Source organism: Mesorhizobium sp. M0601 (assembly GCF_040320845.1).
In the GTDB taxonomy this organism is placed as follows: domain Bacteria; phylum Pseudomonadota; class Alphaproteobacteria; order Rhizobiales; family Rhizobiaceae; genus Mesorhizobium.
The window spans coordinates 19,708-43,770 of sequence record NZ_JAMYQK010000019.1 but is presented as its reverse complement, the minus strand read 5'-3'; the positions used below and the strand labels follow the sequence as shown (position 1 = coordinate 43,770).

The 24,063-nt window shown below is 63.2% G+C and carries 20 protein-coding genes and 1 pseudogene; 10 read left to right on the top strand and 11 right to left on the bottom strand.

What is annotated here, in order from left to right; translation table 11 throughout:
- Positions 1–14: 14 nt before the first annotated feature.
- Positions 15–380 (bottom strand): hypothetical protein, encoded by a 366-nt coding sequence (locus tag NKI41_RS18310; RefSeq protein WP_352470896.1) that lies wholly within the window; start codon positions 378–380, stop codon positions 15–17.
- Positions 381–465: 85 nt separating this feature from the next.
- On the opposite strand from NKI41_RS18310, the gene NKI41_RS18305 reads away from it, so the two are divergent.
- A complete protein-coding gene (locus NKI41_RS18305; RefSeq protein ID WP_352684450.1) occupies positions 466–1,134 on the top strand; it encodes a class I SAM-dependent methyltransferase in 669 nt (222 codons plus the stop codon).
- A gap of 212 nt (positions 1,135–1,346) precedes the next feature.
- Here NKI41_RS18305 and NKI41_RS18300 read toward each other — a convergent pair whose 3' ends face one another.
- The 4 genes and pseudogenes from NKI41_RS18300 to NKI41_RS18285 all read right to left on the bottom strand — a co-directional run.
- Positions 1,347–2,525, bottom strand: a complete 1,179-nt coding sequence (locus tag NKI41_RS18300; protein WP_352684398.1) for a glycosyltransferase family protein — start codon at positions 2,523–2,525, stop codon at positions 1,347–1,349.
- Complete coding sequence (locus tag NKI41_RS18295; RefSeq protein WP_352541931.1) at positions 2,522–3,766, bottom strand: glycosyltransferase; 1,245 nt, start codon at positions 3,764–3,766, stop codon at positions 2,522–2,524. Before NKI41_RS18295 ends, NKI41_RS18300 begins: the two co-directional genes overlap by 4 nt.
- 1 nt (position 3,767) lies before the next feature.
- Positions 3,768–4,982: a glycosyltransferase family protein gene (locus tag NKI41_RS18290; protein WP_352450264.1), complete on the bottom strand. Its 1,215-nt coding sequence runs from the start codon at positions 4,980–4,982 to the stop codon at positions 3,768–3,770.
- Positions 4,983–5,475: 493 nt separating this feature from the next.
- Positions 5,476–5,780, bottom strand: a pseudogene (locus tag NKI41_RS18285) (ferritin-like domain-containing protein); the annotation flags it as partial.
- A gap of 401 nt (positions 5,781–6,181) precedes the next feature.
- Here NKI41_RS18285 and NKI41_RS18280 point away from each other — a divergent pair.
- Positions 6,182–6,520, top strand: a complete 339-nt coding sequence (locus NKI41_RS18280; RefSeq protein WP_023675950.1) for a hypothetical protein — start codon at positions 6,182–6,184, stop codon at positions 6,518–6,520.
- A 190-nt stretch (positions 6,521–6,710) separates the two neighbouring features.
- Positions 6,711–7,949, top strand: a complete 1,239-nt coding sequence (locus NKI41_RS18275; protein ID WP_352684396.1) for a M24 family metallopeptidase — start codon at positions 6,711–6,713, stop codon at positions 7,947–7,949.
- 9 nt (positions 7,950–7,958) lie between these two features.
- Here the strand turns inward: NKI41_RS18275 and NKI41_RS18270 are convergent, their stop codons facing one another.
- Entirely contained in the window at positions 7,959–8,831 is an 873-nt protein-coding gene (locus NKI41_RS18270; RefSeq protein WP_352541929.1) for a helix-turn-helix domain-containing protein, read from the bottom strand.
- Positions 8,832–8,937: 106 nt separating this feature from the next.
- Here NKI41_RS18270 and NKI41_RS18265 point away from each other — a divergent pair, with 106 nt between their 5' ends.
- The 6 genes from NKI41_RS18265 to NKI41_RS18240 all read left to right on the top strand — a co-directional run bounded on the left by NKI41_RS18265 (position 8,938) and on the right by NKI41_RS18240 (position 17,240).
- Positions 8,938–10,209 carry an extracellular solute-binding protein gene (locus NKI41_RS18265; protein WP_023675947.1) on the top strand — a complete coding sequence of 424 codons (1,272 nt, stop codon included), beginning with the start codon at positions 8,938–8,940 and terminating at the stop codon, positions 10,207–10,209.
- Between the two features lie 205 nt (positions 10,210–10,414).
- Positions 10,415–11,275: a carbohydrate ABC transporter permease gene (locus tag NKI41_RS18260; protein WP_352684394.1), complete on the top strand. Its 861-nt coding sequence runs from the start codon at positions 10,415–10,417 to the stop codon at positions 11,273–11,275.
- Positions 11,272–12,123, top strand: coding sequence for a carbohydrate ABC transporter permease (locus NKI41_RS18255; RefSeq protein WP_023675945.1), 852 nt, complete (start codon positions 11,272–11,274; stop codon positions 12,121–12,123). The genes NKI41_RS18260 and NKI41_RS18255 overlap by 4 nt, the downstream gene beginning before the upstream one ends.
- Before the next feature lie 8 nt (positions 12,124–12,131).
- Complete coding sequence (locus NKI41_RS18250) at positions 12,132–13,229, top strand: ABC transporter ATP-binding protein (RefSeq protein WP_352684392.1); 1,098 nt, start codon at positions 12,132–12,134, stop codon at positions 13,227–13,229.
- Positions 13,230–13,285: 56 nt separating this feature from the next.
- A complete protein-coding gene (locus NKI41_RS18245) occupies positions 13,286–15,319 on the top strand; it encodes an aldo/keto reductase (protein ID WP_352684390.1) in 2,034 nt (677 codons plus the stop codon).
- 139 nt (positions 15,320–15,458) lie between these two features.
- A complete protein-coding gene (locus NKI41_RS18240; RefSeq protein WP_352684388.1) occupies positions 15,459–17,240 on the top strand; it encodes an NAD(P)-binding domain-containing protein in 1,782 nt (593 codons plus the stop codon).
- Positions 17,241–17,394: 154 nt separating this feature from the next.
- On the opposite strand, the gene NKI41_RS18235 is transcribed toward NKI41_RS18240, so the two are convergent.
- From NKI41_RS18235 to NKI41_RS18225, 3 genes are all read right to left on the bottom strand, one after another.
- Positions 17,395–18,624, bottom strand: coding sequence for an amidohydrolase/deacetylase family metallohydrolase (locus NKI41_RS18235; protein WP_352541925.1), 1,230 nt, complete (start codon positions 18,622–18,624; stop codon positions 17,395–17,397).
- Between the two features lie 22 nt (positions 18,625–18,646).
- A complete protein-coding gene (locus tag NKI41_RS18230; protein ID WP_352491263.1) occupies positions 18,647–19,012 on the bottom strand; it encodes a RidA family protein in 366 nt (121 codons plus the stop codon).
- Positions 19,013–19,200: 188 nt separating this feature from the next.
- Positions 19,201–19,629, bottom strand: a complete 429-nt coding sequence (locus NKI41_RS18225) for an Lrp/AsnC family transcriptional regulator (RefSeq protein WP_352474012.1) — start codon at positions 19,627–19,629, stop codon at positions 19,201–19,203.
- 123 nt (positions 19,630–19,752) lie between these two features.
- On the opposite strand from NKI41_RS18225, the gene NKI41_RS18220 reads away from it, so the two are divergent.
- A complete protein-coding gene (locus NKI41_RS18220; RefSeq protein ID WP_352684384.1) occupies positions 19,753–20,856 on the top strand; it encodes a saccharopine dehydrogenase family protein in 1,104 nt (367 codons plus the stop codon).
- 168 nt (positions 20,857–21,024) lie between these two features.
- Here the strand turns inward: NKI41_RS18220 and lpdA are convergent, their stop codons facing one another.
- Both lpdA and NKI41_RS18210 read right to left on the bottom strand, forming a co-directional pair.
- Complete coding sequence (gene lpdA / locus NKI41_RS18215; protein ID WP_352684382.1) at positions 21,025–22,419, bottom strand: dihydrolipoyl dehydrogenase; 1,395 nt, start codon at positions 22,417–22,419, stop codon at positions 21,025–21,027.
- 246 nt (positions 22,420–22,665) lie between these two features.
- Positions 22,666–24,057, bottom strand: coding sequence for a dihydrolipoamide acetyltransferase family protein (locus NKI41_RS18210; RefSeq protein ID WP_352684380.1), 1,392 nt, complete (start codon positions 24,055–24,057; stop codon positions 22,666–22,668).
- Between the last annotated feature and the right edge of the window lie 6 nt (positions 24,058–24,063).

The window sequence follows — 24,063 nt, the reverse complement described above, 5'->3', positions numbered from 1 at the left end:
CGACTGTGGACCCTTCAGTTGGAAGGATGCAGGATGTAAAAGCACCTGCTGGCGAATGGCGTATCGGCAATTTCTTCATCGCCAACGACAAGCTCGAAGCTGCTGTGCACGGACATTGTCCTGCGCTCAACGATGCAAGAAACCTGCGAGGCGGCGCGATCCAGTTCCGACGCATGGTCGATGGCATCGACATGGGCATTGTTGATCGGCGAAGACAGCGGCTGGCCAAACGGTCCGCGGCTTTCGTAGGGCTTTGGCGAACAGCCGAGCGGCACGAGGCCGCAGCTGCGCGGCTGGTGCTGGCGGATGGACGCCGATGATCCGGACAGATGCAACAGGCTCTCTCCGGCACCGGGCAATAGCCAAGCGGCTTGCAGCATGATCACGTCCGCGGAATCAAACAGTCTTGCGGGAGGCAAGATTGCGTTGTGTCGCCCAAAATCCCAACATACAAGACGAATTATGATGGATGTCACGCAACCACGCAATGCCATGGACTGGCACGAGCAAGCCTTAGACCTCACGCGGGGAATTGCTGCTTATGTCAACTGCCCTCTCGTGGCAGGGCTGGCGCGGGTCGTCGCCAAGCATCCGAAGGCCGATATCGCCAACGCCTTCAACCCCAAGCAGGTCGCCTGCAAGATGTGGGCGCTCGACAGGCTGTTCGAAAGCGGCGGCGGCCGCTTCGGACGCATATGGGTTCTGGGTGGATGGTACGGCGTATTGCCGGCAATGCTTTTCAACGACGCCCGCTTCGACATCGCGGCGGTCGATAGTATCGACATCGATCCCGAAGTCGCGCCGGTCGCCCGGACCCTCAACCGGGAAGCCGGCGACCGGTTCCGGGCGCTGACGGCAGATATGTACGCACTCGACTATGCGGCCGGGCGGCCCGATCTGATGATCAATACGAGCTGCGAACACATAGCCGATCTGCGCGCCTGGCTTGCTCTGCTTCCGCCGGGCACGAATGTACTGCTGCAATCGAACGATTATTTCAGCGAGCCGACGCACATCAACTGCGTGGCTTCGCTTGCAGCCTTCGAGGAAATGGCGGCGCTACGGGAGGTGCGGTTCTCCGGCGAACTGCCGACAAAAAATTATACGCGCTTCATGCTGATTGGAACTGTTTAATGCATTTCGCCCAAAAGCGCGTAGCGGTTTGGGACAACGACACGCATAAAAACAGGACTTGAAGCGCGTCGCACGAATCTCACCAGGCGCGACGCGCGTTAGAGCATTTGCAGGAAAGTGTGGAAACGGCTTTCCGTCCGGAATTGCGTCAAAACAAAGAGACAGAGCGGTTCTGCGTGAAACGATGAACCGCTCTAGGATCTATCGTCTGTTTAATCATGAACTTTTCCGAAACCGGGCCCCACATTTAGGGACCATGTTCGATGCCGCTCACGCAGGATTTGCGCGGAGCGACGCGCGCCTTCCAGATCGAGACGATGCGCGGATGGCGTCGGTTCCACAAGCGCTTGTTCGATCGCTTGCGCCAAACCTTCAGGCGTCAGGTCCTCTTCCATAAGCACCGTTGCAAGACCGAGTTCTTCGAGCATCAGGGCGCGAACCGTCTGTTCGGTTTCCCCGCCGGCTGCAAATGGGACGAGCAGGGAGCGACAACGCGCGCGCAGGACATCGCAGACCGTGTTGTAACCCGCCTGCGAGACTGACAGGCGGGCGCCGGTCAGCAGGCTGGCGAAATCCTCGCGGAACCGGAAGATGGACAGGCCCGGCGTGGCATCGCGTGCGATCGCGTCAAACTCGTCTTTCGGCAGGTTTGGGCCGGTGATCAAACACCAATTCCAAGCGTTGTTGGTATTCCGCGCCGCTGCGATGGTGGATCTGACAAGGCTCTTTCCGGCAGCCCCGCCGCCAACCGACACCAGAACGTCGAAGCGCTCGGAGGCCGCGGGCGATGGCGGCGCGGCAACGAGCCCCGTGTAGGTGACCTCGGCCCTGATCGCCCCAGCCAGTGGAAATGTCTTGTCGATGGTTGCGAAAGCCGGATCGCCGTGGACCATAACAAGATCGAAATGCCTGTTGATGAGATCGACCGTTTCCTCGTTTCGGCCCAGCTTGACGCGCTCCTGGAGGATATCACGGACGGACGTCGCCAGCAGCGGTCTGGGCGACGTCGCGTCGATGGCCTTGATCAGCGGCAAGAGTTCGAAACGCATCTGCCGGCGTCCAAATGGAAACGCCTCGACAATGACGATATCAGGCCTGCAATCCCGGAATGCCTGCAGCAGCATCTCTGAACGCCATTTCTTGAAATCATCGTCGATCGGGTTGCCTTGCAGGTCGACAAGTCCCGAAAATCCTTCATCACCGGAGGTGACAGGTGGCAGGGTTACAGATTGTACACCCAGTCCCGGAAACCCGGCGATCGGCGCTCCGCCGGTCACGACGGTAACGTCAAACCCGTCATCGACCAGAGCCGCCGCAATGCGGCTGGCGCGCGCGAGATGGCCGATGCCGAGCAGGTGCTGGACATAGAAGAAAGCGCGCAGCCGCTTCATTCGGCGGCCCGCCACTCCCGCTCGAACAGTTCCTTGAGCTGTCCAATGCTTGCCATATGATCGAAATTGCCGCGCACGCGCCGCTCAGCGGCGTCGCCGAGGCGGTCGCGGAGCACGGGATCACGGATCAGGCGCTCCAGCGCCCGTGCCAGGGCAAGCGGGTTTTCCGTCGGAACCAGCAACCCGGTTTCATCCGACGATAAAAGCTCCGGCACGCCGGAAATATCGGTCGACACGCAGGCAAGCCGCTGGCTAGCCGCCTCCACCAGAACATTCGGCAGACCGTCGCGGTCGCCATTTGCGGTGATCCTGCAGGCCAGGGCGAAGATGTCGGCGCGGCGGTAGTGCTCAAGCACCTCCTCCTGCGCAAGCGCGCCTTTCCAAGAGACGCGACCATCCAGGCCGAGCTTTTGCGCCAGCGCCTTGAACCGTTCCAGTTCTTCGCCGCCGCCGATATGCTCGAAACGCCACGCCAAATCGCCGGGCAGCAGGGCAAGGGCCTCCAGCAACGTATCGTAACCTTTCTTTTCAACGGCGCGCCCGACACTCAGAACGACAACCGGTTCGTCCGGAGCCGAGCCGTCATGCTGCTTTCGCGCCTCGCCGAAACTGCCGAAGCGATCAAGGTCGAGCCCATGATAGCTCAGATGCACGGACGAGTTGCCGTTATCGAGTTTTTTCAGACGGTCGAAGCCGGTTTTCGTGCAAGTGACCGTCCAGCGCGCCGAGGAAAGCTTGCCGGCCAGATCCCAGTCCGCCGAAGTCCAGATGTCCTTGGCATGGGCCGAGCAGGTCCACGGCAGGCCACGAAGCTGGCTGGCATAGCGCGTCACCGATGCAGGCGTGTGCGCGAAATGTGCATGCAGCCAGCCCGCGTTTTCCGGCCATTCGGCCGCCAGCACGAGCGCTTGCCCGAAGCGCCGCGCGCGATTGCGCGTAAAGTCGCGGGGCATATCGGCAGCCAGCCATCCGAGCGCGCGCCAGAAGCCCGGACGCAGCAGACAGGCAAACAGCGAGCGAAGCACGCGCAGCGGCTCTTCATGCAGATATTCCGGCAGATAATGGACGGGTGCTTTGATCTCGTCATGCACGGGGTGGCGTTTTTCGTCGGTCGGCCGCCTGAGCGCGACGAGTATCAGGTCGAACCCCGCACGCTCAAGACCGAGCAGTTCCTGCGCGATGAAGGTTTCGGACAGCCGCGGATAACCCTTCAGAACCACGACGATCTTGCGATGTTGCAACTCAGGTCATTCCTTCAATGACCGAAAGGTGATGGCCGGCCCGCCGGTCGAGCAGTTCCGCGACGATTTCGGAAATATGAGGCAGCCCTTCGAGCGTCAGATGCGGATTGCTCTGCGATGGGCGGGGCCGGTCCGGCAGCACCTTCAGTGCATCGGCAAACCGCCGGGAGTCCTCGGCTTCTTCCGGCAAAAGCATCTCGATGAGGCCGAGTTCGGCTGCGCGCCGTGCGCGGATCAGTTGTTCCCGGCGGGGCTCGACGCGCGGCACGATCAGCGCCGGCTTGTCGAAAGACAGTATCTCGCAATAGGTGTTGTAGCCGCCCATCGCCACTACCGCCTTGGCGCCGGCAATCAGGTCTTCCATGCGGTTGTCGAACTCGATGATCTTGATGTAAGGGATCTTGGACCCCTTCTTGAGCAGCTTGTTGCGCTTGCGCGCCGGCATGTAAGGCCCAAGCACGATCAGGGCTCTATGCTGCAATTGCGGATCCTGCTGATAGGCATCGATGACGTCGTGGATCAGATCGGCGCCGTCACCGCCGCCACCGGTAGTAACGAGGATATAGTCGCCCTCGGGCCGGTGGCCGGGCAACTCGTTCCGCTGCAGGCTCCGTTGCAGGAACCCGACGAACCTCATCTTTGCCCTGACAGCCGGGGGCACATCCAAGCCCGTCAACGGATCGTAGAAATCCGGCGGACCATAGGCCCAGACCTTGTCGTAGAAGACGCCTATCTTGCGCATCACGTCTCTGCGTGCCCACTCTGCTTCGAGCAGATGCGGCGCATCCATCACCTCGCGCAGGCCAAGCACCAGCGTGGTGCCCCGCGTCTTGAGGTAGGACAGCGTGTCCTCAATCTCACCGCGCAGGCCGAGCGGTTCCTTGTCGACGATGAAGATATCGGGCCGGAAGGTCTCAGCTGTATGGCGGATGATCGACTGACGCATCCTTAGCGTCTCATGCAGATCGATGTCCTTTTCCAGCGAGGTGTATTCGCCGTTGCGCAGCTTGATGACGCTGGGGATCTTCACGAAGTCGACACGGGCGCGGTAATCGAAGGCGCCAGCGATAGTCGCACCCGAAATGATGAGCACCTGAAGTCCGCGGAAATCCTCGACCAGCGAATGCGCGATAGTCCGGCAGCGCTGCAAATGGCCGAGCCCGAACGTGTCGTGGCTGTACATGAGAATTCGAGCGTTTTCTGCGTGCTGGGTCATTGTTGAACGTCTCTTAGAATTCTCGCCTTGAGGACCGTGAGCGACCCGCAGGATTCGAAATCATCCTCGCGGGTCTACCGACCTGTTCTGAAACATGAGGGCGCAATTTTCAATTCGTATTACAAAGAGGGTCCATATGCTGAAACCAGGAAGCTACGTCTGCTCAGCGGCCTGCTTGCCACGTGGTCCAGAAGAACCTGCATCATTTCACTGGTATTGACCATCTCGGATTCTCGGCGGCCTTGACCGCTGCGAAAAACGTGGAAACTCCAGAATGGAATAAGGTATGGGCTGGGTACTTCACTTCGAGCGTCTAAGCCAAGCTCCTAAACCATGATGTGCCTTGGCGGTGGGAAGCCGGAGCGTTGACGGAGTAGGGGACACGTTCGAACCGCCTAGATCTTGACTTCTCAGACCAGAATCTAGGGGTCAGGAGTTCGACTCTTTTCGGGCGAGCCAATTGAACTCACTAGCTTTTTGGACGCCATGGGCACATGAACTCGCCGATTGCAGGCGTGTCAAAGCCGACCTGTTTGCCGCCAACGACAGCGCCGGCCTTCGGGCCAGTATCCGAGTCTTCGATCCCTTTTCCGGTTGTACCGCGCAGGTAATATTCGGCTTCTATATATATTCGAGATTGAGGGCGAACCGGAAAAAAATGTCTTCGTCTTTGACCTCATCCTGCGCATGGGCGCGGGAAACCGGGGCAAGGCCTGTGGCCGAAGCGAGCGTTGCTCCCAGGCCAAACTGCAACGCGCGGCGGCGCGAAACACGAAATGCAGGCGTGACGCGGATCATGGCTTCCTCCCAAAAGCCCGCCGGCATCAAACATTTTGGCACCTCAAAAGCGCACCTGCGCTCCCAACTTCAGGAGATGTGGAATGTTTCTCAATCGCCTTGAATGATCTCACCGATGGTCGAGCAACTAGGTTTCCTCGACCCTAGCCTGATGTCAGCCGACGCACACTGCGCTGTAGCGGCGCCGGATCTGCCGGCAGCAAAAATCCCGCCGCTGCGGTCGTCCGAAGTACGCTGTCGATAAAATCCAGGACTTTTGCGTATCGATTTCGGACCAAGGTCCGTCTTGTAGAATACTGTATTTGAACAAAGCTAGGTAACAGCCGACTTTCGGATTCGAAAGTCCTGACGTTTTTCATCTGAAACCCATCCTGGCGGGAGGGCGACTCGAAGGAGGAACTATGAAAACGCGCACCTGTCTATTCGCGACTGTAGCCGCTCTCACCCTTGTCGCATCTCCGGTACTCGCTGCCCCCGGGGGCAATGGCAATGGCAACGGCAATGGCGGCAGCAACGGTAACGGCGGAAACTCGGCCGGGGCCGGCTCGCAGGGACACGGAGCCGCCACTTCCGCCGCGGCCAAGGACAAGTCGACGACCGGCGTTGCTCATGCAATGGCGGTCGTTGCCACGACGCCGGCCTCACCGCAGGCTACGCTGGCCTTGCAGGCAGCGCTGGACAGGAAGGCCGCGAAAGACGCAGCAGACACTGCCGACGACACCTCTGACGAAACCGAGTAAGCATTCCAAAAACAGACCACTTGTCGCGTTGAAAGCCGTGGTTCGCCGCGGCTTTTTTCGTTTCCCGACGACGAACTCTCAAGGTGAACAGCGCTTCCAGAAAAAAGCTGCTCCACGGCGGCACTGAAGCTACGCTAAGGCCAAACGCCGCCGCATCGGCGTCGGATTCGAGTGCATTCGAGGAGATCCCATGACCGGCTTTGTCGACCGCGAGCGCGCAACTGACCTGATGCAGCGCGCCGGCATCGAGGCGCTGGTGCTTTGCGAGCCCGAGGCGTTCCAATATGCCACCGGTGCCTGGATCGGCCCGGCCGGCCTGTTCCGGCGGGCCGGCGCCGGTTTCGTCGTTATTCCCAAGCGAGGCGACCTGCCGCTCGGCGTCGTGGTGGCGGATTTCCAGGCTGCCCAGCTCCGGGCGGCGATGGCCGGCGCCGTGCTGCGCACGCATGCGATCTGGATCGACTCGGCGTCGCTCGAGCCGGCGACGGCCGACCGGCCTGTTGCGCAGCGCATCGAGGCCGGCCTGGTTGGCCGCGCCCCCGGTTTTTCACGTCCGGCGACCTTCGAGCTTGCCCGCTCCGTCCGCGAGCTAAAAACGATCCTCGCAGAATTCGGGCTGGAGCGTGCGACGCTCGGCATCGAGCTGGATTTCGTCTCGGCCAGCGATTTTTCCGCGATGCAGGCGATATTGCCGGGCACTGCCCTGGTCAACGGCTCGCCGGTTCTCGACAGGCTGCGGGCAATCAAATCGCAGAGCGAGATCGACCTTCTGCAGCGAGGCATCGCCCTGTCGGAAGCCGGCCTGTCGCGGCTGCAGCAGCATGCGACGACCGGCATGCGTCAGTCTGAGCTGGTCGCGCTTTACCGGCAAGGCGTCGCGGATGCAGCCGCCGGGTCGTCGCAGCAAATCTCGACGGCGGAATACGTCACGCTGGGCGCTCGCCCAAAAGGCGCCGACGCCGTCGCCGCCGCCGGCGATCCGCTGAAGGCCGACATGGTGTGCAGCGTGAACGGCTATGCCTCGGATATGTCGCGGAATTTCACCTTCGGGCCGCCGTCGCCCGAACAGGCCGAATTGCATGCGATAGCCGAACGCGCCTTCGCCGACGGGCTTGCCGCGCTTATGCCCGGAAAGCCGTTAGCCGCCGTGCATCGCGCCGCCAGCGAAAGCCTGGCGCGCCAGGGCCTGCGTTCCTATCGCCGCGGCCATTTCGGCCACGGCGTCGGCAATTCCGTTTTTTCCGAGCAATGGCCGTTCATCTCAGCCGACAGCAATGTCGTGATCGAGGCCGGCATGGTGCTGGCATTCGAAATCCCGCTCTACATCGACGGTCTCGCCAGCTTCAATCTCGAGGACCAGTTCCTGATCACCGCCAACGGGCCGTCGCCGATGAACCGCCTGCCGAGGCGCCTGGATATTATCGCTTGAATCCAGCCGTTATCTGGCGCCGGCCACGCCCCTGCGGAAATCCGACGGCGACATGCCGGAAAGCTTGCGGAACGACTTGTTGAAGGCACTGAGCGAGCCGAAGCCCGATTCCATGGCGACGCGCAGCACATTGGCATCCTGATGCATCAGCAGCGCCTGCGCGTAGCTGAGGCGCAGCAAGTTCACATATTCATTGAGCGTCATGCCGGTCGATTTCTTGAATATGCTCATGGCGTATTTGGGATGGATATCGGCCGCCGCGGCGATGTCGACGCAATCGATCTCGTAGAGGAAATTCTCGGCGATGAAGTCGCACATGCGCCCGACATTGCGCAGCGATTGCTGATCGAAGGGACTGCCTATCTCCTGTTCGACCGGGGTTTCGGGCACCAGCCGGTAAGGCTCGAAGCGCACCCGCTCCAGCCGCAGCAAAAGCTCGTTGACGGCATGCTCGGCCTTGACCGGGTCGCCGGAGCGGGCATAGCGATTCCAGCGCTCGAAATTGTGGTCGTCCGACCGGTCGGTGGCGTCGGTCACCAGCGTCGCGCCGGTCATCAGCCTGTTGCGGACATCGACGGGCAAATGCAGCCGGAAGAAATGCACCAGCGGCAAATGCGCGCCGGCATAGATGGCATCATCGGACGCTTCGTCCATCTGGTGCGGCAGGCCGCCCCAGAACAGGCACATGTCACCCGCAGAAAGTGAAAGCCCGTGCCCATCCATGCGGTAATGCACGGCGCCACGCACGATGAAATTCACCTCGACCTGGGCGTGCCAATGCGGCTTTAGCATCACCAGGGGCTGGGTGTGGAACATCTGCAGCAGCAGCGGCAGGCCCTCCACGCTGCTGGCGCCAGGCTGGTAAAACGGCCTTTCCGGCATCTTACTTTCCGCTCATTTCTTATTCCCTTTGTCGCGGACAAGGCTTTCCCGAGGCCTAGTCTAGCCACGCTCGCAAACAGAGAGCAACTGAAATGGGAGGATTTCAATGCGCATAAAATTGACCTGCGCCGCGCTCGCGCTTGCCTTGGGCTCCAGCCCGGCCTTTGCGCAGTCCGGTGAAATCACGATCTGGAGCTGGAATATCGCCGCTTCGTCGCTGAAGGCCACCATAGCGGGCTTCAACAAGCAGTATCCCGACATCAAGGTGACGGTCGAGGACCTTGGCAACCAGCCGACCTACGACAAATCAATCGCCGGCTGTGCCGCCGGCGGCGAGGGGCTGCCTGACATCGTTACGATCGAGAACGGCGAAGCCGAAAACTACTGGAGCCAGTTCCCGGATTGCTTCGTCGACCTGCATACGCTCGGCTACACCGCGGAAGACCAGGCAAAATTCCCCGACTTCAAGCGTACCGAGCTCGAGGTTGACGACAAGGCCTATGCGATGCCCTGGGATTCCGGTCCAGTGGCGATGTTCTACCGCCGCGACTTCTACGAGAAGGCTGGCGTCGATCCGTCCTCGATCAAGACCTGGGACGACTTCATCGCCGCCGCCAAGAAAATCCAGGCCGCCAATCCCGGCGTCACGATGACCAACGCCGATTTCAACGGCGATTCCGAATTCTTCCGCATGATCTCCAACGAGCAGGGTTGCGCCTACTTCTCCGCCGACGGGCAATCGATCACGGTCAACCAGCCCAAATGCGTCGATGCCATGACCAAGATCAAGGAGATGAAGGATGCCGGCATCATTTCCTCTGCCGACTGGAGCACCAAGATCACCAACAACACCGCCGGCAAGGTCGCCACGCAGATGTATGGCGGCTGGTATGAAGGCACCGTGCGCACCGAATCGCCCGATGGGGCAGGCAAATGGGGCGTCTATCTGATGCCGAGCCTGACCGCCGACGGTCCGCGCGCCGCCAATCTCGGCGGCTCCTCGCTCGCCATCACCTCGGTGTCGAAGAACAAGGAAGCCGCCTACGCCTATCTGAAATACACGCTTGCGACGAATGAGGGCCAGATCACCATGCTGAAAGGCTTCGGCCTGGTGCCGTCGCTGATCTCGGCGCTCAACGACCCTTATGTCTCCGAAGGCCTGCCCTATTGGGGTGGCCAAGCCGTGTGGAAGGACATCCTCGGCACCTTGCCCAAGGTCGTCCCCAGCCGCGGCACGCCGTTCCAGAGCGACGCCGAAATCATCATCCGCGCGGTGCAGACCAAATATCTGGCCGGCGGCTATCCCGACGCCAAGGCAGCGCTCGACGATGCCGCAAGCCAGATCGCCGCGGCGACCGGCCTGCCGGTCAAGTCGTGATCTAGACGAGGCGGCTCCGAGCGCGCGGCTCCCCTTCTCCCCTTGTGGGAGAAGGTATCGCCGAAGGCGACGGATGAGGGGTGCTCCAGCTTGGCGCCGGCGGCACTCCGGCCATCACCCCTCAACCGTCTCTGCGCTACGCGCCGATCCACCTTCTCCCACAAGGGGAGAAGGCAAGAACTTGAAAGCAGAAAGGAGGAAAACGATGCGCTACCAGAACGCCACGGCGTATCGCTTTCTCGCGCCGTATCTGCTGATTTTTTCGATCTTCTGGCTGTGGCCGATCATCGATTCCTTCCTGATCTCGTTCCAGGCGACGCGCACCGTGCCGTGGCGCTTCTCGCCGACCTTCAACTGGGGCCGGCTGATCGGCGATCCGGCCTTCTTCAATGCCTTGAAGAACACATTGCTGATCCTTGTCATCCAGGTCCCGGTGATGATTTCGCTGGCGATTGTGATGGCGGTGCTTTTGAATTCGCCACTGCTCAAGGCCCGTGGCCTGTTCCGCTTTGCCTTCTTCGCGCCGGTCGTGGTCGGCGAGGTCGCCTATTCGGCGGTTTTCCGGCTGATGTTCAATCTCGACTACGGCATCATCAACAAATTGCTGAACAGCATCGGCCTGCCCAGTGTCGACTGGTTTACCAATGTCACCCCGGCGATGGCGGTGATCATGATGGCGGTGACGTGGCGCTGGGCCGGCTACAACGCCATCATCCTGCTCGCCGGCCTGCAGTCGATTCCCGAGGATGTCTACGAGGCGGCGACCCTGGACCGGGTCAGCAAGGTCAAACAGTTCTTCTACATCACGCTGCCGCTGCTCAAGCCGATCATCGTGTTCTGCGCCGTGCTGTCGATCATTGGCACCATGCAGCTGTTCACCGAGCCCTTCCTGATCACCGAGCGCGGCGGGCCGGGCGGCGGCACCGAAACGCTCGGGCTGCTGCTTTACCGCCAGGGCTTCCGGTCGCTCAATTTCGGCTACGCTTCGGCCGTCGCCTACACCATGGCCGGGCTGGCGATCGCCATTTCGCTGGTGCAGATATGGCTGACGAGGGAACCGAAATGACCTCGCACTCAAGAGTCAGCCGCTCCCAGGCCAGATTGGGACGCAGCATCGCGCTGCATCTGTTCCTGACGCCGCTGGCACTGGTCTGGCTGTTTCCGCTATGGATGATGGTGGTTTTTTCGACGATGCCCGACAACGGCATCTTCAGCCCCGACATCGAGCTTTTGCCGCATGGCAATTTCCTCGACAATGTCAGCAATCTGCAGCGCGGCACCAATTTCATCGGCGCCATCGGCATCTCCGTCTCGGTGGCGGTGACCTATACCTTCCTGTCGGTGATGCTGACCTCGATGGCCGGCTGGGCGCTGGCGCGTTACAACTTCTTCGGCAAGGGCATGGTCGTCGCCATCATCTTCGGCACCATCACGCTGCCCTATGCGGTCGTGCTGATCCCGCAATTCATCATGGTGGCGCGCGACTTCAAGCTCGCCAACACTTGGGTGGCGCTGATCGTGCCGCCGCTGTTCAATTCACTGGGCGTGCTCTTCATGCGGCAGAGTTTTTCGATGATGCCGCACGAGCTGTTCGACGCCGCCAAGGTCGAGGGCGTCAAGGAATGGCGGATATTCCTGTTCGTCGCACTGCCTCTGGCGCGGCCGATGCTGGCGGCGCTCGCCATCATCCTCTTCCTTGCCTCCTGGAACAACTATCTCTGGCCGCTGCTGATCAATTCCAAGCCGGGCGCGATGACCGCGCCCGTGGCGCTCGGCACGCTGATCGGTCTCACCAAGGTGTCCTGGGGCGGCATCATGGCGGGCGCGGTGATGCTGACGGCGCCAATGCTCGTCGTGTTCGTGCTTCTGCAGCGCCATTTCGTTGCCGGCATCGCAGCCGGCGCCATCAAGTAAGGATCAGCATGGCGGCAGTCACACTCAAAAACGTCATCAAGCGCTTCGGCGTCTTCGAGATCGTCCACGGTGCCAATATCGACATCGATGACGGCGAATTCGTCGTCTTCGTCGGCCCTTCCGGCTGCGGCAAGTCCACGCTGCTTCGGATGATCGCCGGGCTCGAGGACATCAGCGACGGCGAGATCGCCATTGGCGGCAAGGTGGTGAACGACGTCGAGGCGGCCGATCGCGGCATCGCCATGGTGTTCCAGTCCTACGCGCTCTATCCGCACATGACGGTCGAGCAGAATCTGAGCTTCGGCCTGAGAATGACCGGCAACCCCAAGGGAGATACCGAGCGGCGGGTGAAGCGGGCTTCCGAAATCCTGCGCATCGCCGAGCTGATGAAGCGGCGGCCGCGGCAATTGTCGGGCGGCCAGCGCCAGCGCGTCGCCATCGGCCGCGCCATCGTGCGTGAGCCGCAAGTGTTCCTGTTCGACGAACCGCTCAGCAATCTCGATGCCGAGCTCCGGGTGCAGATGCGCGTCGAGATATCGCGCCTTCATAAGGAGCTCGGCGTTACCATGGTCTATGTGACGCACGACCAGACCGAGGCAATGACGCTGGCCGACAGGATCGTCGTGCTCAACGCCGGCAATATCGAGCAGATCGGCGCGCCGCTCGATCTCTACGACGACCCCGCCAACCGCTTCGTTGCCGGCTTCGTCGGCTCGCCGAAAATGAACTTCCTGGCGGCAAAAATGGTCGGGGCCGACAACGGTGCGGCGGTCGTCGAACTGGTCAATCATCGCGGCGCGCGACTGCGCAAGCCGCTTTCGGATGCCTTGCCTGCAACAGGCGGCGATGTTGTGCTTGGCGTGCGGCCGGAGCATTTCTTCGACGCCGGCCAGGGCGATTGCGACCTTACCCTCAAGGCCGACGTCGCCGAGCACTTGGGATCGGTGAGCTATGTCTATGCCAATTCCGGTACCGGGGGCGGACGCGAGGAACTGATCATCGAGCGCGAGGCCTCGCGGCATCGCGCGAACGGCGACGACCTGGTGGTGTCGATCAAAGCCGACCGCTCGCTTCTCTTCGACGCCACCGGCGCACGCGTTCGCTAACCCATCTTTCTTTTGTCCGATCGCGATTGCTCGCGGCCACCCCACGGAGATTTGACATGACGTCCAAACCAGAAAAAGTTCGCTGGGGCATTCTCGGGCCCGGCAACATCGCCAAGGCTTTTGCCGGGGGCGTCGCCCATTCGCGCACCGGCACATTGGTCGCCTTAGGGGCGCGCAATCCCGGCAAGGCGGGGCTCACCGAGGCTTTCCCCGGCGCCCGCATCCTGGACGGCTACGAGGCTTTGGTTGGCGATCCGGATGTCGACGCGATCTATATTTCGACGCCGCATCCGAGCCATGCCGAATGGGCGATCAAGGCGGCCGAGGCCGGAAAGCACGTGCTTTGCGAAAAGCCGCTTGGCCTGACCGCATTCGAAGCCGACGCCATGATCCATGCCGCGCGCAAGGCCGGCACCTTTCTCGGCGAAGCCTTCATGTACCGGCTGCATCCGCAGACGGCCAAGCTGGTCGAGCTGATCAGGGCCGGCGCGATCGGCGACATCAAGATGATCAAATCCAGCTTCGGCTTCGCCATGCCGGGCTTCATGCCGGAGCACCGGCTTTACGCCAAGGATCTCGCCGGCGGCGGCATTCTCGATGTCGGCGGTTATCCCGTCTCGATGGCGCGGCTGATTGCCGGCGCAGCAGTGGGAAAGCCCTTTGCCGAGCCGGACAAAGTCGTCGGCGCTGCGCATCTCGGCCAATCCGGCGTCGACGAATGGGCGTCGGCGCTGTTGCATTTTCCGGGCGGCATCGTCGCGGAAGTGTCCTGCAGCATCTCGCTCGCTCAGGACAATGTCTTGCGTATTGTCGGCAGCAAAGGCCGCATCGAGGTGGCGGATTTCTGGTATGCCGGCGGCCAGCAAGGCGGCACCGGCGAAATCCGCATCATCCGTCCGGGTGACACCGAGGTGGTCGAGGTCACGGAAGACGGCTGGCTGTACGCATTTGAGGTCGACGCCGCCGGCGAGGCCATTCTCGGCGGAAAGCAGGAGTTCGCCTGGCCCGGCATGGGCTGGGCCGACAGTCTCGGCAATCTGCGCGTGCTCGACAAATGGCGGGCCGCGATCGGGCTCGAATACGACATCGAGAAACCGGCAAAGCGCGTCAACACGATCTCCGGACGGAAGCTGCGCTCCGGCGGAACCGCCATCCCCAAGCGCAGCATTCCGGGCCTGCCGCGGCCGGCCTCGTGCCTGGCGCTCGGCTTCGAGGATTTCCGCACCTTTTCGTCGGGCGCCATCCTGCTCGATGCCTATTTCGAGGCCGGCGGCAATCTGTTCGACACCGCCTTCGTCTACGGTTCCGGCTATACCGAGACGCTGCTCGGCCAGTGGCTGAAGAACCGCGGCGTGCGCGAGCAGTCGGTGGTCATCGGCAAGGGCGCGCACTCGCCGCTCTGCTATCCCGACGTCATCGGCAAGCAGCTCACCCAGTCGCTCGAACGGCTGCAGACCGACCATATCGACGTCTATTTCATGCACCGCGACAATCCGGACGTGCCGGTCGACGAGTTCGTCGATGCGATGGACCGCGAGGTCAAGGCCGGCCGCATTCGCGGTCCGTTCGGCGGCTCGAACTGGACGATGGACCGCATGGACAAGGCGATTGCCTATGCCGAGCGCACCGGCAAGCAGAAGCCCGGCGCGCTTTCCAACAATTTCTCGCTGGCCGAGATGCTGGAGCCGATCTGGGCAGGCTGCGTCACCTCCTCCAGCGACGAATGGAAGGCCTGGCTCGCCGCCCGGCAGATGCCGAATTTCGCCTGGTCGAGCCAGGGCCGCGGCTTCTTCACCGACCGCGCCGGGCGCGACCGGCGCGATAATGAGGAGCTGGTCCGGGTCTGGTATTCGGAGAGGAATTTCGGCCGTCGCGACCGCGCCATCGAGCTCGCCAAACGGCTGGGCAAAAGCCCGATCCACGTCGCGCTCGCCTATGTGCTGGCGCAGCCGTTTCCGTCCGTCCCGCTGATCGGGCCGCGCACGCTCGACGAGTTGGAAGACAGCCTCCAGGCGCTCGACATCTCACTTTCGCCGGACGATCTTGCATGGCTGGATAGCGGTTCGGATCAGGCCCGCGCGCGGGCCTGACGGCAGCGGCAGTCGCTTCGGCCTACGCTGCGCCCTTAGCTTCCGGACTGTTTGCCCTGCCCTCACCCTCTCCCGCAAAGATCCGGGAAAGGGTAAGAATGAGGGCAGCGCAAAGGCCACTGGAAGTTAGGAAAGACAGATGCTCGACATCGCACCGACGAAACAGGCGGCCACCTGGCTCGATTCCTTTGCCCGGGCGCTCGAGGCCGGCGACGTCGAGGCGGCAACCAATTTGTTCGTCGAGGACTGCTACTGGCGCGATCTCTTGACCTTCACCTGGAACGTCAGGACGATGGAGGGCCGCGCCGCGATCCGCGACATGCTGGTGGCGACGCTGGCAACGACAAAACCTGCCCGGTGGCAGCTCAGCGGCGAAGCGACTTCGGACGAGGGCACGATCGAAGCCTGGTTTTCTTTCGAGACGTCATCGGCGTGGGGCCATGGCATCATGCGTCTCAGGGACGGCAAGTGCCGGACACTGTTTACCGCGATGAGCGATCTCAAGGGGTTTGAGGAGCGCAAGGGCCCGGCGCGGCCTCTGGGTGTCCGCCACAAGGCCGATCCGGAGCGCGAGACCTGGCTGGAGGCGAGGGCGCGCGAGACACGTGAACTCGGCGCCGGCCAGCAGCCTTATTGCCTGGTCATCGGCGGCGGCCAGGGCGGCATCATGCTCGGGGCGCGGCTCAGGCAATTGGGCGTGCCGGCCATAGTCATCGAGAAGAACGCCCAGGCCGGCGATTCCTGGCGCAATCGCTACCGCTCGCTCGTGCTGCACGACCCGGTCTGGTACGACCATCTGCCCTACATACCGTTTCCCGAGAACTGGCCCGTGTTCACGCCCAAGGACAAGATGGGCGACTGGCTGGAGATGTATACGCGCGTCATGGAGCTCAACTACTGGACCTCCACGACATGCGTGAGCGCGTCCTATGACGAGACCGAAAGGGTCTGGACGGTCGAGCTCGATCGCGCCGGCGAGCGCATCACGCTAAGGCCGAAGCATATCGTCTTTGCGACCGGCGCCTATGGCCCGCCCAGGCGCATCGACCTGCCGGGTGCCGATGTCTTCAACGGCGAGATCCTGCATTCCAACCAGTATTCCAGCGGCGAGAAATTCCGCGGCAAAAAGGTCGCCGTCATCGGCGCCGCAAGTTCCGGCCATGACGTCAGCGTCGACCTCTGGGAGAGCGGCGCCGAGGTGACGATGGTCCAGCGCTCGCCGACGACGGTGGTCAAGTCGGACACGCTGATGGAGATCGGTTTCGAGATCTTTTCGGAAAAGGCGCTGGCCCGCGGCATTACCACCGAGAAGGCCGACATGATCGTCGCCTCGACGCCGTTCGCGCTGCTGCCGCAAGGCCAGCGGGCGCTTTACGACATCATCAAGGCGCGCGACGCGGCCTTCTACGACCGCTTGCGCGGCGCCGGCTTCGCCATCGATTTCGGCGACGACGAGACCGGGCTCCTGATGAAGGCCTACCGCACCGGCTCGGGCTTCTACATCGATGTCGGCGCTTGCGACCTGATCATCGATGGCGAGATCGGCATCCGCAGCGGCGTCGGGATCAAGTCGCTGACGCCGACAGGCATCCTCTTCGACGACGGCACCGAACTGGCGGCCGACGCAATCATCGCCTGCACCGGCTATCTCTCGATGAACGAAACCGTGGCGGCGATCGTCTCGCGCGAAGTCGCCGACAAGGTCGGCCCGTGCTGGGGGATTGGCTCGGGCGTGAAAGGCGACCCGGGTCCGTGGCAAGGCGAATTGCGCAACATGTGGAAGCCGACGGCACAGGAAGCGCTGTGGTTCCACGGCGGCAATCTGGCGCTGTCGCGCTTCTATTCGAAGTACGTCGCGCTGCAGATCAAGGCGAGGATGGAAGGCATTGCGACGCCGGTTTATGGAGCGGCGGGGCGGTGAAGCTGTGATCTCCCCCCTCGAGGGGGAGATGGCCGGCAGGCCAGAGGGGGTCGCGGCGCGTCGAGCGCCAACCTCCGTCCGTTGCAGGAAGCGAGCCCAGTCGAACCGACCCCCTCTGTCGCCTTCTGCGACATCTCCCCCTCTAGGGGGGAGATCACCCACGCCCGAAATGCCGGCTCGCCACCTCGACATGCGTGTCGTGCGCATGCGCTTCGAAGCGTTCGGTCTCGCCGAGATCGTCCACCGCCTCGTTCGGCCACCAGCTGCCGCCGACCACGATTCCGTCCGAGACCAGCCTTTGCTCGGCGACCAGCGAGGCGCCGACCGAATCGACAAAGGTGAAGCGGCCCGGACGCAGCCGCAGCACCGCGATGTCGCCGACCGCACCCACCGCCAGCCTGCCGAGATCGGGCCTGGCGATCGCTTCGGCCGGCCGCTGTGTCGCGGCGCGCAGCACCTCGACCAGCGGCATGCCGAGCGCCAGCAGCTTCGACATGCACACCAGAATGTCGAAGGCCGGCCCGTCGACGCAGTAGAGATGCACGTCGCTGCTGATCACGTCCGGCGCCAGCCCCTCGCCGAGCATCGCCTTGGCCACTTCGAAATCGAACGAGCCCATGCCGTGGCCGATATCGAAGATGACGCCGCGCTCGCGCGCCAGCCGCATATCTGGCCGCACCGCCCCCGAGGCGAAGACCGGCGCGTTGGGAAACGGCCGGAAGCAGTGGGTGAGGATGTCGCCCTTGCGCAGCCGCGGCAGCACTTCCGAGCGGCCCGGCGGCGGCTCGTCTATGTGCGCCATCAGCGGCAGGCCGGCTTTGTCGGCGGCTTCGAGCGCGAGATCGACCGGCGCGATGCCGCTGGTGCCGCCGGCATGGCGACCCGAGCGGACCTTGACGCCGACAACCACGTCCGCGTGCTCGCGAGCCGCCGCTACGGTCTCGCGCGGTTCGCAGAGCCGGAGGTCGCTGCACTCGCCGACCGCCACGGTCTGCGAGAAGCCGAATATGCCGGCAAAGGAAATGTTGACATAGGCCAGGATGCGGACTTTCGAGCGCTCGATGACGTGGCGGCGAAAGCCGAGGAAATTGCCGGCGCCGGCGCTTCCGGCATCGATGAAGGTGGTGGTGCCGCTCTTTGCGGCGAGCCGGTCGGCATCGACGCCGAGCGACGTGCCGCCCCAATAAACATGGCTGTGCAGGTCGATCAGGCCCGGCGCGACGATCGAGCCCGTGGCATCGATGACGCGGGCGGCACGTTCGAAGGGGATTTCGGTGTCGATCGCGGCGATACGGCCGTCGGCAATCGCCAGATCGCGCTGCGCGTCGAGGCCGGACGCCGGATCGATGAGGCGGCCGCCTTTTATCAGGAGATCGAATTGCATCGCGCCTGTCTCCACTTTCCCGTCACGCCGGCCTGTAGGCAACGGCCTCGACCTCGATCTTGATGTCCATCATCAGCCGCGACTCCACTGTCGTGCGCGCCGGCGGGTCTTTCGGGAAATGCCTGGCATAGACGGTGTTGAAAATGCCGAAATCGCGGGCGTCTTCGAGCCAGACCGTCGTCTTGACTACGTCGTCCAGGGTACAGCCGGCCAGCGCCAGTGCCGCCTTGACGTTCGACAGCACCTGCTCGGTCTGTTCGGCGATGCCGCCCTTGACCACCAGCCCGTCTGTGCCGACCGGCACCTGGCCTGAGACATAGACGAAATCGCCGGCCCTGACCGCCGGCGACAACGGCACATGGGATTTTCCAAAACATTGCTTGGGCAAGGAGGCCTCCTCTGGAAATCGTTGCGTGACCGCGCGACTTGTCAGGTTGGCGCGAGAGGACGCGGCCCCTCTGCGAGTCTCATCCAACATCTTCGAAGCCTATATCGCTTTGCCGCGAGGGCGCCAGAACGATCACTGCGCTCGGTGATCCTTCGCGCCAGCGTCTGGACTCGCGTCGTCAGGCCCGCTCAGCGGTCGATCCGCGTCGACAGGATGATCGACGACGACGTGCGCTCGACTCCGTCCATGGCGCCGATCTGGTCGAGAAGCGTGTCGAGATCCCTGATCGAAGGCGCCTCGACGATGACGATCATGTCGAAATTGCCGCTGACCGAGTGCAGCGTGCGAACCGGTGCCAGCGCCTGCAGGCTGCGCACCACCTTGTCGGCAAGCTTGGGGGTGACGGTGAGCAGGACATGCGCCCTGACCAGCCCCTGCTCGTAATCCGGCGACAGCCTGACCCCGTAGCCGGCGATGATGCCGCGCTGTTCCAGCCGCTCGATCCGGCTTTGCACCGTCGTTCGTGAGACGCCGAGCCGCCGCGCCAGTTCGGCGGTCGAGGCGCGCGCATTGGTGCGCAGCAGAGAAAGCAGAGCTTGGTCGGCATCGCTGAGCATTTCGACGAACCTTACCGGCACACTGCCCAAAGAGAGGCTGCATTTCGTACAATCTCACGCTTCCTTTCGACAGGCAAGCTGCGATTCTAACCGTGAATTTAGCATTGGTGCGAGGGACCGGTCATGAAGGAAATCATCGTCGTCGGCGCCGGCAAGATCGGCTCGACCATTGCCGAGATGCTGGCTTCCACGGGCGACTACCAGGTCACGCTCGTCGACCGCTCGGCGGCGCAGTTCGGCGCGGCCGAACTGCCTGAAACGGTCGAGACGCTGGAACTCGACATCGAGGCCGCCGGCACCCTCGAAGCGGCCCTGGCCGGCAAATTCGCGGTGCTCAGCGCCGCGCCCTTCCATCTGACCACGCGCATCGCCGAGGCGGCGGCCAGCGCCGGCGTGCACTATCTCGATCTGACCGAGGACGTCGTCAGCACCAGGCGGGTCAAGGAACTGGCGCGCTCCGGCAACAGCGCCTTCATCCCGCAATGCGGTCTGGCGCCCGGCTTCATCTCGATCGTTGCCAACGATCTCGCCAGCCGCTTCGACACGCTGGAAAGCGTGCGCATGCGGGTCGGCGCGCTGCCGCAGTACCCGTCGAATGCGCTGAACTACAATCTGACCTGGAGCACCGACGGCGTCATCAACGAATATTGCGAGCCTTGCGAGGCGATCGTCGAAGGCGAGCTGATCGAAGTGCCGCCGCTGGAGGAGCGTGAAGAATTCTCGCTCGACGGCGTCACCTACGAGGCGTTCAACACCTCGGGTGGACTGGGCACGCTGGCCGAAACGCTGAAAGGCAAGGTGCGCACGCTGAACTATCGCACCATCCGCTATCCCGGCCATGCCGCGATCATGAAGGCGCTGCTCAACGACCTCGGCCTGCGCCACCGCCGCGACGTGCTGAAGGACATTTTCGAAAGCGCCCTGCCGGCAACGCTGCAGGACGTGGTTATCGTCTTCGTCACCGTCAGCGGCCGCAAGAACGGCCGTCTGCTGCAGGAGACCTACGCCAACAAGATCTACGCCAGGCGCGACGGCGAAACGGTGCGCAGCGCCATCCAGATCACCACCGCATCGGCCATCTGCGCGGTGCTCGACATGCTCGCCGACGGCACCTTGCCGGCCAGAGGTTTCATCAAGCAGGAGGACATCGCGCTCGACGCGTTCCTGGCCAACCGCTTCGGCCGCGCCTATGCGCAGCACGAGATGGTTAGCCGGCTTGCAGGGTGAGCTGCGTAATCTCCCCCCTCGAGGGGGAGATGTCGCCGAAGGCGACAGAGGGGGTCGCCTCGCGTAGAGCGCCAACCTCCATCTGTCGCAAGGGAGGTCGCATCCAGTCGAACCGACCCCCTCTGGCCTGCCGGCCATCTCCCCCTCAAGGGGGGAGAGCGCGAGCCATCAGACATGCAGTGCGTGCCCCAGCGCCTTCAGCGCCGCTTCCGGAAAACCCTCGCCCTGTGTCGGATGGGCATGGATCGTCCCGGCGATATCCTCCAGCGTCGCACCCATCTCCAGCGCCAGCCCAAACGCCGTCGACAGCTCCGACACGCCCTGGCCGACGGCCTGGATGCCAAGCACCAGATGGCTGTCCGCCCGCGCCACTACCCGGACGAATCCGTCCTCGCCCAACTTCGTCATCGCCCGGCCATTGGCGGTGAAGGGAAACTGTCCGACCTTGATCTCGCCACGGGTCTTGGCCTCCTCCGGCGACAGGCCTGCGGTGACCAGCTCCGGATCGGTGAAACAGACAGCCGGGATCGCTCGTCTGTCCCAGCTGCGCTTGTGGCCGGCAACGATCTCGGCGACCATTTCGCCTTGCGCCATGGCCCGATGCGCCAGCATCGGCTCGCCGGTGACGTCGCCAATGGCAAAGATGCCGCGCATCGAGCTGCGGCACTGGTCGTCGATGCGGATGAAGGGTCCGGCCATGTCGAGGTCGATCTGCTCCAACCCCCAGCCTTCGGTCACCGGCTTGCGACCGACCGTGACCAGCATCTTGTCGGCAGCGATCTTGCCGTTCTTGCCGCCATTCGTCTCGACCAGCAGCGCGTCGCGCTTAGTGGACAGCCCCTTGGCCTTGGCGTTCACGAGCACCTCGATGCCGAGTTCGGCCAGCCGCTTCACCACCGGCCGGGTCAGTTCCGCATCATATTGCGCCAGCACGCGCGGCAACGCCTCGACCACGGTCACCTTGGCGCCCAGCTTGGCAAAGGCGATGCCGAGTTCCAGCCCGATATAGCCGCCGCCGACCACCGCCAGCCTCTCCGGAACTTCGCTCAGCGCCAGCGCCTCGGTCGACGAAATGACCGGCCCGCCGAACGGCAGCGACGGCAGCTCGACCGGCGCCGAGCCGGTCGCTATCACCACCGTTTCGGCTCGGATCACCTGCATGCCGATCTCGGTCTCGACGGCAACGGTCTTGCCGTCGCGAAATGTCGCCCAGCCATGCACCGTCTTCACGCCAGCTTTCTTCAGCAGGCCGGCGACGCCGTTGTTCAGCCGGCTAACGATGCCGTCTTTCCAGGCAATGGTCGCGGCGAGATCAAGCGACGGTGCCGCGACCGTTATGCCGAGTGGACTTTTGCCGCCGGCCATGTGCGAGAGCTTTTCGAACTCTTCGGCTGCATGGATCAGCGCCTTTGACGGGATGCAGCCGACATTGAGGCAAGTGCCGCCCGGTTTGCCTGCCTCGACGATCACCGTGTCGATGCCAAGCTGCCCGGCGCGGATGGCACAGACATAGCCGCCCGGACCGGCGCCGATGACCAGCAGCTTGCAGGAGATTTCCTTCATCATTGCACCTTAGTTCGACGAGCCGGCGGGGCAGCACCCACCTCTGTCCTGCCGGACATCTCCCCCTCGAGGGGGGAGATTGGCAGCTTTCGCGTTCGGCTTAGTCCTGCAAGGCTGGAGATTGGCGAAAGGCGGGATGACGGCCGATCTCCCCCCTTGAGGGGGAGATGCCCAGTAGGGCAGAGGGGGGCGCGAAGGATCGCTACTGCTCTCATCTCACGCCCCTGCGATCCTCTGTTCATCTCCTCAGTCCACAAAAATCAGCGCCGGCGTCTCCAGTAGCGTCTTTATCCGCTGGATAAATACCGCCGCATCCCAGCCGTCGACGACGCGGTGGTCGAAGCTGGAGGACAGGTTCATCATCTTGCGCGGGATGAACTGGCTGCCGTCCCATACCGGCCGCACCATCATCTTGTTGACGCCGACGATCGCCACTTCCGGATGATTGATCACCGGCGTCGTCGCCACGCCGCCCATGGCGCCCAGCGAAGTGATGGTGATGGTCGAGCCCGAGAGCTCGTCGCGCGTCGCCGTGCCGGATTTTGCCGCCTCGGCCAGCCTGACAACCTCGGCTGCACAGTCCCAGATGTCGCGCGCCTCGGCGTGCTTGACCACCGGCACCATCAGCCCGGAAGCCGTCTGCGCGGCGATGCCGATGTGGACGCCGCCATGCTGGTGGACGATGCCGGCTTCGTCGTCGAACAGTGCGTTGACATTGGGCTGGTCGGCGATTGCCTTGACCATCGCCCGCATCAGGAACGGCAGCAGCGTCAGCTTCGGCCTGTCTGCGCCCGGCCGCTTCTCCTTGTTGAGCGCGGCGCGCAAATCCTCGAGTGCGGTGACGTCGATCTCCTCGACATAGGTGATATGCGGGATGCGCGACTTGGCCAGCGTCATCTTCTCGGCGATCCTTCGCCTGAGCCCGATTATCTTGATGTCCTCGACCGCCTCGTTGCGGGCGAGGCCAGGGGCCTTCGCGAGCTGCGGTCCGCGTGCCAGGAAGGCGTCGATGTCCTCGTGCCGGATGCGGCCGGCTGGGCCGGTTCCCGGGACCTGCCGAAGGTCGATGCCGGCCTCTTTCGCCCTGAGGCGGACGGCCGGCGAGGCCAGTGGCTTTTCTCCCTCGGGGCGCGGCGCACCGACCGGCGCTATACCCCCGAAAGCCGGCGCAGTACCCCCACCCCTAACCCCTCCCCACAAGGGGGAGGGGGACTCCGTATCCGCCGTTCGTGCGCCCTCGGTTCTTGGCACATGCCCGACCAAGGGCGAGCTGGACCTGGCTTCGGCTTTGGCGGCCGAAGCTCGTCCCCCTCCCCCTTGTGGGGAGGGGCTAGGGGTGGGGGTAGGTGCCGCCTCACCCTCCGCCGATTTCGCGCCTGCGTTCACATTGCCCTCGCCCGCCACCTTCAACCTGACAATCGGCGAGCCGATCGCCACCGTGTCGCCGATCTCGGCGCCCAACCAGACGATCTCGCCATCGACGGGCGACGGAATTTCGACTGTCGCCTTGTCGGTCATGACAGCGGCAAGCACGGCGTCCTCGCGCACGAGATCGCCGACCTTGACCTGCCATTCGACGAGCTCGGCCTCGGCGACGCCTTCGCCGACATCGGGCAGCTTGATGACATATTCGCCCATCGTTCC